The sequence below is a fragment of the Gordonia sp. p3-SID1431 genome, assembly GCF_025143765.1.
In the GTDB taxonomy this organism is placed as follows: Bacteria; Actinomycetota; Actinomycetes; order Mycobacteriales; family Mycobacteriaceae; genus Gordonia; species Gordonia hongkongensis.
Window position 1 is genome coordinate 1 of sequence record NZ_JAMBDT010000136.1, and the last position, 10863, is coordinate 10863.

The 10863-nt window shown below is 68.1% G+C and carries 7 protein-coding genes; 6 read left to right on the forward strand and 1 reads right to left on the reverse strand.

Going from position 1 to position 10863, the window contains the following annotated elements:
* The first annotated feature begins 202 nt into the window (after positions 1–202).
* The 6 genes from M4D77_RS22035 (at position 203) to M4D77_RS22060 (ending at position 9319) form a co-directional block, all read left to right on the forward strand.
* Positions 203–1792, forward strand: coding sequence for an amino acid permease (locus M4D77_RS22035; RefSeq protein ID WP_068970462.1), 1590 nt, complete (start codon positions 203–205; stop codon positions 1790–1792).
* Positions 1793–2089: 297 nt separating this feature from the next.
* Complete coding sequence (locus M4D77_RS22040; RefSeq protein WP_137810302.1) at positions 2090–2941, forward strand: urea amidolyase associated protein UAAP1; 852 nt, start codon at positions 2090–2092, stop codon at positions 2939–2941.
* Between the two features lie 27 nt (positions 2942–2968).
* A complete protein-coding gene (locus M4D77_RS22045; protein ID WP_259937402.1) occupies positions 2969–3649 on the forward strand; it encodes an urea amidolyase associated protein UAAP2 in 681 nt (226 codons plus the stop codon).
* A 58-nt stretch (positions 3650–3707) separates the two neighbouring features.
* Positions 3708–5777 carry a 5-oxoprolinase/urea amidolyase family protein gene (locus M4D77_RS22050; RefSeq protein WP_259937403.1) on the forward strand — a complete coding sequence of 690 codons (2070 nt, stop codon included), beginning with the start codon at positions 3708–3710 and terminating at the stop codon, positions 5775–5777.
* Complete coding sequence (gene atzF / locus M4D77_RS22055; protein ID WP_259937405.1) at positions 5774–7447, forward strand: allophanate hydrolase; 1674 nt, start codon at positions 5774–5776, stop codon at positions 7445–7447. Before M4D77_RS22050 ends, atzF begins: the two co-directional genes overlap by 4 nt.
* Before the next feature lie 120 nt (positions 7448–7567).
* A complete protein-coding gene (locus M4D77_RS22060) occupies positions 7568–9319 on the forward strand; it encodes a hypothetical protein (protein ID WP_259937406.1) in 1752 nt (583 codons plus the stop codon).
* Between the two features lie 278 nt (positions 9320–9597).
* On the opposite strand, the gene M4D77_RS22065 is transcribed toward M4D77_RS22060, so the two are convergent.
* Complete coding sequence (locus M4D77_RS22065; protein WP_259937408.1) at positions 9598–10842, reverse strand: HNH endonuclease signature motif containing protein; 1245 nt, start codon at positions 10840–10842, stop codon at positions 9598–9600.
* Positions 10843–10863: the final 21 nt, after the last annotated feature.

Here is a 10863-nt window from a genome sequence, read left to right on the forward strand (position 1 = left end):
TGACACGCCTATGACAAGCCGATGAGAAAATGACACGTTCGGTGAGAAGCTACATTACGCGGACGTAACGGGAGTTTTCACGACCGGAACAATTCTGTCAATCGATAGAAATCAGCGAGGGCTTACCTATCAGGTGACAGGAAACAGTGCCTGCCTCAACCGTGCTCAACGTGGAGCTTCTTCTCGGAAAGGAAGACCGCGCATGACCTCCACCCCCGAAGTGGCTCCCGCGGCATCGCCCTCCTCGGCCGCTGGATCATCGTCCGGCCCGGGCGCCGGAGATGCCGACGCTCACGACCTCTCGGCACTCGGCTACGACCAGCAACTCCATCGTTCGCTCGGCAAGTTCGCGTCCTTCGCCGCCGGGTTCTCGTTCGTCTCGATCCTGACCACCATCTTTCAGTTGTTCGGCCTGGGTTTCGGTTTCGGCGGCCCGGCCTTCTTCTGGACCTGGCCGATCGTCTACGCCGGCCAGTTCCTGGTGGCGCTGTGCTTCGCCGAAATCGCGGCGCGATACCCGATCTCGGGCGCGATCTACCAGTGGTCCCGCCGGATGGGCGGCGAGGTCGTCGGCTGGTTCGGCGGCTGGTTCATGATGATCGCGCAGGTCGTCACCGCCGCCGCGGCCGCGATCGCCCTGCAGGTCGTCCTGCCGTCGATCTGGATCGGCTTTCAGATCATCGGCGACGACCCGACCCTCACCACCACGAGCGGTGCGGCCAACGCCGTCCTCCTCGGCTCGGTTCTGCTCGTGGTCGTGACCGCCATCAACTGTGTCGGCGTCCGGTGGATGAGCCGGGTCAACAGCATCGGCGTCGTCTGCGAACTCGTCGGTGTCGTCGCGGTGATCCTGGCACTGTTCACCCACGCCCAGCGCGGTCCCGACGTCGTCTTCGACACCGGCGTTCCCGGTCAGCAGCCCGGTTACATCTGGGCGTTCATCGTCTCCGGTCTGATGGCCGCGTACGTCATGGTCGGTTTCGGGTCGGCGGGTGAGCTGGCCGAGGAGACGAGGGACCCGCGCCGCGTCGCACCGCGCACTATCCGGATGGCGCTGACCGTTTCGGCCATCGGCGGCGGACTGATGCTGCTCGGCACCCTGATGGCGGCACCCACCCTCGATGAGCAACTCGCGACCGGCGGTCTGCCGTACGTCCTCGATTCCGTGCTCGGCAGCTTCTGGGGCAAGGTCCTCCTCGCCGACGTGGCGGTGGCCATCTTCATCTGCACCCTCGCCATCCAGACCGCCTGCTCGCGTCTGATGTTCTCCATGGCTCGCGACGGCCGGCTCCCGTTCTCGGCGCAACTGGCACATGTCAACAGCCGCACCGGGACCCCGATCCTGCCGTCGATCCTGATCGGTGTGCTCTGCATCGGCATCCTGCTCGTCAACGTCGGCAACTCGGCGATCTTCGCGACCCTCGCCAGCGTGTGCATCATCCTGATCTACCTCGCCTACCTGGCCGTCACCGGCCCGATGCTCTACCGGCGGTTCCAGGGCTGGCCGCATCGCGGCGGCCGGGACACGCCGGCCGTCGACGCCGGCGGCCGAAAGCTGTTCAGCCTGGGCCGATTCGGGATCGTGGTGAACGCCCTCGCGGTGCTCTACGGCGTCCTGATGGTGATCAATCTGGCGTGGCCGCGGGCCGAGGTCTTCGACCCGTCCGGTGAGATGCCGATCCTCCGCTGGGCCGGCCCCATCTGCATCGTGGCGACCGTCCTCGTCGGCATCGCCTGCTACCCCCGCGGAAAAGAACACCCGCGACCGGTGACGACCTCCCCGTCCGCCTGATGCCCCCTTGCTCCCTAATCCGAAAGAACCGCACAACCTCTGCTCCCTGAGGAGCGCCCGGAGCTTGCGGAGGGCGCGTCACGAAGGGTCCTGGCGAGACGAGTTGCGAAGACCCTTCGTGACGCTCGCAAGCTCGCTCCTCAGGGAGCAGGGGGAGACGCTCGCAAGCTCGCTCCTCAGGGAGCAGGGGGAGACGTTCGCTAGCTCGCTTCTCGGGGAGCAGGGGGAGACGTTCGCTAGCTCGCTTCTCGGGGAGCAGGGTGGCACCCGAACACCATCTACAACAGGGAGTTCCGAATGAGCACGATCACCGCGGCGGGTACCGGCACCACCACGGGCGCCCGCGAACACGCCCGTGCGCAGGCCGGTGCCATCACCGACAGCATGCCGGTGGTGCCGCCATCGGCCTGGCCCAACCCGCCCGCCGACGTCCCGGCCACCTCGCTGACCTGGGCGGAGGCGGTGCCCGGTGGCCGCTACACCAGCAAGGTCCTGGCACGGGGGACCCGGTTGCGGCTCACCGATGTGGCCGGCGCGGCCTGCGCACATCTGCTGCTCTGGCGCGCCGACGCGCCGTGGGAGCGTCTCAACGTCGCCGACACCGTGAAGGTCCCGTGGCAGGCGTACCTGGGTGCGGGTCATCCGCTCCTCAGCGATCAGGGCCGCGTGCTCGCAACCGTGGTCGCCGACGATTCCGGTCACCACGACGCCCTGTGCGGTACCTCGACCCTCGCGGGCAACACCGCGAGATATGGAGCCGGGGAGGTGCATTCGGGTAGTCCGGCCGGACGTGAGCTGTTCACGCTCGCGGCCGCGAAGCACGGTCTGACACCTACGGATGTGGCGCCGTCGCTGTCGTTCTTCCACGGCGTCACCGTCGACGCCGACGGGACACTGCGCTCGACGGGCAGCGCGGGCCCCGGGCGTTCGGTCGATCTGATCCTGCATCTGCCGTGCACGGTCGCGATCGCCAACACCGCGCATCCGCTCGACCCGTCGCCGCATTTCGACACCACCTCGCTGGAAGTGCTGGCGTGGCAGGCGAAGAGCGATCTCGACACGCTGCTGGCCGAGGTCGCCGGCACCGACCCCGAGTACCAGCGCGCGGTCGCCAACTCCGAAGACGTCTGGGCCGCGGCTCATCACTGAGCCGACCCGCAGAGAGGACCACCCATCGTGACCGAGACAAACACCGCACTCATCACCGATTTCGCCTCGGCGCCGGCCGCCGAACTCGCTCTCGTCCCCGGCACCGTCGTCGACGACGCGCATGTGGGCGACCGGGCTCCGTGGTCGGGCGTCGTCGCCGCCGGCGACGTGCTGACCATCGTCGACCTGCACGGCAACCAGGCCGTCGACACATTGTTCTACGCCGCCGCCGACACTGCCCAGCGGTATTCGGCCCAGGCGACGATCGCCGCGCAGGGCAACATCTTCCTCACCACCGGCAGCGTGATCCGTGACCACGACTCCAGTCCGCTGATGACGATCGTCGCCGACGAGGTCGGCAACCACGACACCCTCGGCGGCGCCTGCTCGCAGGAGTCCAACACGCTGCGCTACGGCCACCACACCAAGCACCAGCACGCATGCGTCGAGAACTTCCTCATCGAGGGCAGCCGGCACGGCCTCGGCAAGGCCGACCTCGTCGGCAACGTCAACTTCTTCATGAACGTCCCCGTCGATCCCGACGGCTCGCTGGGGATCGTCGACGGGTTGTCCGCCCCCGGCAAGCGACTGGCGCTGCGCGCCGAGGTCGACACCCTGGTACTCATCTCGAATTGCCCGCAGATCAACAACCCCTGCAACGGATTCGATCCGACGGCGGTGCGCGTCATCGTCACCCGGCCGTCCTGACCTCCGTTCACCTCCACGCCCCCGGGCGTCGCCTGACTCCGACGAGGATCCCACCATCATGTCTGCCACCACCACGGGCGCGGTGACCGTACTGCGGTCCGGTCCGCTCACCACCATCCAGGACTGGCCCGGCCGGGTCGGGTACTGGAAGGTCGGCGTACCCCCCTCCGGTCCCATGGACGACCTGTCCTTCCGGCTCGCCAACATCGCTGTCGGCAATCCGGGGACGGCAGCCGGTCTCGAGATCACGCTGATGGGGCCGGCCCTGCGGTTCGACCGGTCCGCGGTCGTGGCCGTCACCGGGGCGCCGGTCCCGGTGACGATCAACGGAACAGTTGCACCGCAATGGGTTCCGCTGACTCTCGAACCAGGTGACGTGCTCGACATCGGATCGATCGGCACCCTCGGCATGCGGGCGTATCTGGCGGTGGGGGGTGGGTTCGACGCCGCCGATCACCTCGGGAGCCGGTCCACCTTCACCATGGGGAAGTTCGGCGGGCTCGACGGGCGGGCGCTGGTGGCCGGCGACGATCTCGCGTTGCTGGGTGCGCCGGCCGGCGCGCGCCGGCGCATCCTCTCCGACGAGCAACCGGCGTTCACCAACAGCTGGCAACTGGCGGTGACCGTCGGACCCCACGGCGCCCCGGAGTTCTTCACCGAGGACGACATCGCCGATCTGTTCGCGACCGACTACGAGGTGCACTTCAACTCCGACCGGACCGGTATCCGGCTGATCGGACCCAAACCCCGGTGGGCGCGCGACGACGGTGGCGAGGCCGGTCTGCACCCGTCGAACATCCACGACACCGCCTACTCGGTCGGTGCCCTCGACTTCACCGGGGACACACCGATTCTGCTCGGCCCGGACGGCCCGAGTCTCGGTGGATTCGTGTGCCCGGTGACGGTCACGACCGCGCAGCGCTGGAAGCTCGGCCAGCTGAAGCCGGGTGACACGATCCGGTTCGTCGCGGTGCGCGGTGACCGTGCGGCCTCGCCCGCCGAGGTCGGGTTGGGCCGGCGGGCGTGCTTCGTCGACGTCCTGTCGTCGGGCGGCGACGCCGACAACGGAATCCTGGGCACCACGACGACCGCCGACGGATCGACCACCGTCACCTACCGCCGGTCCGGCGACGACAACGTGCTCGTCGAGTACGGCGAGATGCACCTCGACCTGGCCCTGCGGGCCCGGGTACATGCGCTGGCCGAGCGGATCGCCGCCGAGAAGCCGCGCGGGCTCATCGATCTCACGCCAGGAATCCGCTCCCTGCAGGTGAAGGCGGACCCGGACGTGTGGTCGCAGGCGCAGATGCTGGAGTGGCTGACCGAATGCGAAAGCCAACTGCCGGCCGCCGAAGACCTCGTGGTGCCTAGCCGTACGGTGCACCTGCCGCTCTCATGGGACGACCCGGCCACTCGCGAAGCAATCGAACGGTACATGCTCGGCGTGCGGTCCGACGCCCCGTGGTGTCCGTGGAACATCGAGTTCATCCGCCGGATGAACGGCCTGGACTCCGTCGACGACGTGTACCGCACGGTCTTCGACGCCAGTTACCTCGTCCTCGGTCTCGGCGACGTCTATCTCGGTGCGCCGGTGGCCGTTCCGCTGGATCCCCGCCACCGCCTGGTCACGACCAAGTACAACCCGGCCCGCACCTGGACCCCGGAGAACGCGGTGGGTATCGGCGGCGCCTACCTGTGCATCTACGGCATGGAAGGCCCGGGCGGTTATCAGTTCGTCGGACGGACAACCCAGGTGTGGAACCACCGGCATCCGTTGCCGGCCCCGGGTTTCGATCCCGAACATCCGTGGCTGCTGCGGTTCTTCGACCGTATTCACTGGTATCCGGTCAGCTCGGAGGAGCTGCTCGACATGCGGGCCGACGTCGCCGCCGGGCGCGGCGACAGCACGAAGATCGTCGACGGCGAGTTCTCGCTGGCCGCGCATCAGCGCTTCCTCGACGAGCACGCCGGCGACATCGCGGCTCGCCGGGAGACGATGGAGATCGCTCGTGCGGAGGAGCGCGAGAGATGGTCGGTGCAAGGTGAATTCGCTGCGCGAGCGGCCGGTGTGAGCGTGGCCGACGGCGGAGCGTCGGAGAACGCGGACGACGAGGAGCGGGTGGCATGAGCAGGATCGACGAGGTGTACGCGCGGATCGCCGAGGCGAATCGTCCGGAGGTGTTCATCACGCTCCGGCCCGAGGCCGAGGTGCGTGCCGAATACGAGCGGTCCGTCGCGACCGGCGGACCGCTGGCGGGCATTCTTCTCGCGGTCAAGGACAACGTCGACGTCGGCGGTCTGCCGACCACCGCCGGGTGTCCCGGTTTCGCTTTCACCCCCGAGGCCGATGCGCCCGCGGTCGCCGCCCTGCGTGCGGCCGGCGCGGTGGTGCTGGGCAAGACCAATCTCGACCAGTTCGCGACCGGACTGGTGGGTACTCGCAGTCCCTATGGTGCGGTGCGGGATTCCCGACGCCCCGACCGCATCTCGGGTGGATCGAGCTCGGGATCGGCGGTGGCGGTCGCCCTCGGATTCGCCGACATCGCCATCGGGACCGACACCGCCGGGTCGGGTCGGGTGCCGGCGGGCCTGCAGGGCATCGTCGGTGTCAAGCCGACCCTCGGTGTCGTCTCCACCGACGGAGTCGTACCCGCCTGTCGGAGCTACGATGTCCTCACCATCTTCGCCGCCGACCTCGCGCTGGCCGACCGATCGGTTGCGGTGATGGCGAAAGCCGCTGGGAAACGCCCCTTCCCGAAGTCTATGCCCTACGCCGCGCCCGAACGCCCGGTCGTCGCCGTGCCCACCGAGCTGCCCGGTCTGGACGACAGATGGCGCGCCGCGTTCGACGACGCGGTGCATCGTGCCGAGGCGGCGGGGCTCATGATCAAGACCATCGACCTGTCGCCGTTCCTCGAGGCCGCCCGGCTCCTCTACGACGACGCGCTCGTCGCCGAGCGATACGAGGCGGTGGGGGACTACCTCGATTCCGTTGCCGATCCCGGCGCCGCCGGCCTCGATCCGACGGTGTCGGCCATCATCGGTGCGGCGGACCGATTCTCGGCGGTCGACCTGTTGCGCGCCCGTCGTCGGCTGGCGGACCTTCGTGCGGCGGCGATGGACCAATGGGGCGATGCGACGGTCCTGATGGTCCCGACCGCGCCGGCGCACCCGACGCTCGCCGAGGTGGCCGCCGATCCGGTGGGCGTGAACTCGCGGATGGGCACATACACCAACTTCTGCAACCTCTTCGACCTCTGCGGACTCGCGGTGCCGGCCGGGACGGTCATCGAAGGAGACGGCAGCACAGCACAGTTCGGCGTCACGTTCCTCGGCGTCGCGCATGCCGACGCCGTGCTCGTCGACGTGGCACGTCGCTTCGTCGGTGACGACTCGGTGGCGCCCTCCTGGGCGGAGCCCGACGATGCGATCGAACTCGCGGTCTTCGGGGCGCACATGCGGGGTGGGCCACTGACGCACGAGCTCAGCGAACGGGGTGCCCGGTGGGCCGGCGAGGTCACCACGACCCCGTCGTACCGTCTGGTCGCACTCGACACGACCCCGCCCAAACCGGGACTGATCCGCGATCCCGAGGCCGGCCGTGCGATTCGCGGCGAGGTGTGGACGCTCGCTCCGTCGGCGCTGGGGGAGTTCCTGGCCGCCCTGCCCGAGCCGATGATGCTGGGCAAGGTCGAGATCGCCGCGGGAGAGAGCGGTCCCGCCCGCCGGGTCGTGGGATTCGGGTGCGCCGCCGACGCCGGTGCCTCTGGTCAGGGTCTCGACCGCGACCGCTGGTAGGGGTGGGACGTCTGACCAGAACCGCCGATTCGTGCCATTTCCTCCGATCGACCATCTGTTCACCGAGCGTGATGATTCACTTACTCAGCTCGGGCGGTCGGGGAGAAGAGGGTGGGACGGATGACCAGGTTGGGGCGCAGCGGAATTCAGCGATCGACGAAGGTCGCTCGACGCGAGAACCGGAAGCAGCGGCGGCAGCATCGTGCGATCGCGGGGGCGGCCGCGTTGGCGACCGTCGCCGCGATCGGCGCCGGACAGGTCGCGGAACCGGCGGTGGCCGAGGCCGCGGTGATACCACCGGCGATCGGCGAACTCGACGACTGGCTGAACGGTTTCAACAGCGGAAACCCGCTCGGCGGTCTGATCTCCGAGATCGGGAACGGCGCGCTCGCCGACATCGCGGAGCAGTGGCGCATCCAGAGCTGCGTTTCCGGCGGCGTCCGGGACGGGGCCGACTGCTCTCAGTCGAGCACCGAGCTCGGCGGCATCGGACTCGCCGTCGTCCTGCCCGACCGCATCGAGGTGGTGCCGGTCGCGATCTACGATCCGGTCAAGCAGGTGTTCGACACCGTGTCCGGTTCGGTCCTCGGCGACATCCTCCGCTTCCTCGGCATCGACCTGCCACCGACGATGACCGACGGCCCCGCCACCGAGGGCTCGGCGACGGTCGCCGGGAACGGTTTCCAGTTCGCGCTCGCATACCGCGGCGGCGACGCGACTGCGACATCGTATCTGCCGCTGAGCATCGCGACCGCGGGGGCGAGTGACGGACGGACGGCGAGGTCGTTCGCACTGATCGGGATGGCACACGCGTGGAACACCGGGCCGCTCGACGTCACGGTCCTCGGCGAGACGATCACGACGATACCCGGCGTCAAGGGTGTGGGTTGCTATGGCGGCCTCACCGGTGCCTATGCCGACGGCGCCGGAGCCTGCGCGAACGTGCTGGGCACCTTCGACTTCCGGTGGCAGCAACCGAACGGCGAACTACAGTTCGCGCTCACTGACCCGACAGCGCTGATCGCCGATCCGGGAGGGGTTCTCGGCGGACTCGGCGCCGACGTTCTCGAGGGTCTGCTCGCCGGCGTCCTGAGTGGCTCCGGAATCGACTTCGACGGCGACTGGATGTCGCTTTCCAAGGACTTCGCCCGCCTGAGCATCGGGGGCGATTACGACCTGTTCAGCGGGAACTTCCTTCGGCTGACGAGCGATTACGGATTCACGGCTCCGATCACCGTCGACTGGCTGGGTTCGACCGTCACCTTCCGCCCGCTGGTCGAGGTCAACGGCGAGCTCCGGCCGAATCGGCTGGGCCTGCCGGTCATCGAGTTCGGGCAACTCGACACCGGCGAACTCGTCCCCGTGATCCGCATCCCGAGTTACGAGTTCCCGTTCGGTCTGCCCGCGACCGAACCGATCGGCAACGAGGCAATCGGCTCCGGGGCGTCGAACACCGTGGCGCGCACGATCATGTCGGTCGTCGACGCATCGGCGGATTCGGCCGCCACCGACGATGAGACCGACGAGGCCGACAGCTACGTCGGCAAGCACCGCTCGGCCGAGGATTCCTACGTCGGCAGGCACCGCGCGCCGCTGGCCTCCGAAGAGGGTGGCGTCGGGAACCCGGATGCTGGAGACTCCGACGCGCCCGAGCCCGACACCTCGGATCCTGACACTTTGGATTCCGACGGTGCCGGTTCCGACGCCGCTGACTCCGACGGTGCCGGTTCCGACGCCGCTGATTCCGACGCCGCTGATTCCGACACCGCTGATTCCGACACCTCTGATTCCGATGGCAACGACTCCGGTAGCGACTCGGACTCGAGCGCCGATTCCGATTCCGGCAGTGATTTCGGAGATGCCGCGGCCTGATCCGAAAGTGTTCCAGGCTCAGCTGCGCTCTGAGGGGAGGGGGCCGGGCCGGGGCTGACTCACCGCCTGGCTATTGGTTGCTGTGAAGGCGGGAACGGTTGATCTCAAGTGCAGCTTCGATCCCCCCCGGGACCCCAGGGATCTCTCGCGAAGAGATTGCTACTGATCATCTTCCGCGACAGTGCCCCGGTGGGCAGGGGTTTGTTTTAACACTGTGGAGTTGTCAAGGGTCGTGTGGCGTCGGGGTCGATGCCGGAGGGCCTGTGGGGCAAAGGCGGTTACGCGAGTGCGTCGTCGAGTCGCATGGTGCGCCGGTTGTAGGCCGGCCGGGGTAGACGTTTCGGGTCGATGTCAGCGGGCGGGATGAGCCAGGGATGACGGTCGGGACCCATCACGACCTGCCAGCCGTGGTGGTGGACCTGGGTGTGACAGCGCTGGCAGAGCAGGCACCCGTTGTCCAGATCAGTAGCGCCACCATCAGCCCAGGGGATCAGATGGTGAACTTGCGTATGTGCCGCTGGGGCACCACACTTCACGCAACACATATCCCGCACGACGATCGCTTGCCGCAGGTGATGCGGGAACAACCGCTTCGTCGTTCCCATCCGCAACGGCACCCCCTCACTGTTGAGGACGATGTCGGCCACCGCGCCGTCGCACGAGAGTTGTTGTGCTGTCGAGCCTGTCACTGCTCCGACCCACGGCAACCTTGCCTGTCCAACGCCATCAGCAGGAATGGTGATGAGTAACTGCGTTCGCGGTGCGCCCGCAGTGGTCATCGCTGCACCGATCGCAGCCTGGTCTAGAAGGAGTTCCAGACCGTCCGCGCGGCGTTGGCCGGCATCGCGGCGGTCGTCGGCGCCGTCGGGTTCGGGGCGCGGGCAGGAGCGTTCGTCGATCATCGACAGGAACTTCTCCCCGATCACTGCGGTTACGTCTGCGGTGATCGCGACCCGGCCTTCGTCGGTCACCCTGGTGTGCACAGTGTTCAGCGACGCATCATCGGCTGCCGCAACCGCGTGCGGATCGTCAACGGCGACCCGCATGGCGATACTGCGGGCGTGAGTGTTGATCTCGGCGGGGGTGGCCCCGGAGAACGCCTGCGCGAGCAGCTCGCTCTCGAACACCGACCGGTCATCGTCGGTCAGCGCGGGCGCTGCCTGTTTGGCGATGGACGCGATGCCGCGGACCACGGCATCGACACACTCGGCAGACAGATACCCGTCGGCGGCGCAGTCAGCGACTTTCGGTAACGATCCCAGTCCGGCGGCGATCCGTGCACCGCGGTGCGCGGCCGTCGGGGGTAGGCCCATCTCGATCAGCCAGGATCGGGTCGTCGACCCTGCTCGCGCCGGTGCTCCCGAATCCTCCAACAGGGCGATGTGGACGGCGATCTGGTGATCGAGGACGTTGCGTAGCACGCGTAGTTCGTCGAGTCGCTCGACCGCCGCGCGACCACTCCCGTCGTCGGGTGGGGGTTGCAGACCGATGAGGGTGTCGCGGAGCTCGGTGATCGAGGACATGAGACCAAGGTACTCGCCAAA

Coding starts and splice junctions, on each gene's coding strand:
- M4D77_RS22035 (WP_068970462.1), top strand. CDS start 203: ATGACCTCCACCCCCGAAGTGGCTCCCGCGGCATCGCCCTCCTCGGCC.
- M4D77_RS22040 (WP_137810302.1), top strand. CDS start 2,090: ATGAGCACGATCACCGCGGCGGGTACCGGCACCACCACGGGCGCCCGC.
- M4D77_RS22050 (WP_259937403.1), top strand. CDS start 3,708: ATGTCTGCCACCACCACGGGCGCGGTGACCGTACTGCGGTCCGGTCCG.
- atzF (WP_259937405.1), top strand. CDS start 5,774: ATGAGCAGGATCGACGAGGTGTACGCGCGGATCGCCGAGGCGAATCGT.
- M4D77_RS22060 (WP_259937406.1), top strand. CDS start 7,568: ATGACCAGGTTGGGGCGCAGCGGAATTCAGCGATCGACGAAGGTCGCT.
- M4D77_RS22065 (WP_259937408.1), bottom strand. CDS start 10,842: ATGTCCTCGATCACCGAGCTCCGCGACACCCTCATCGGTCTGCAACCC.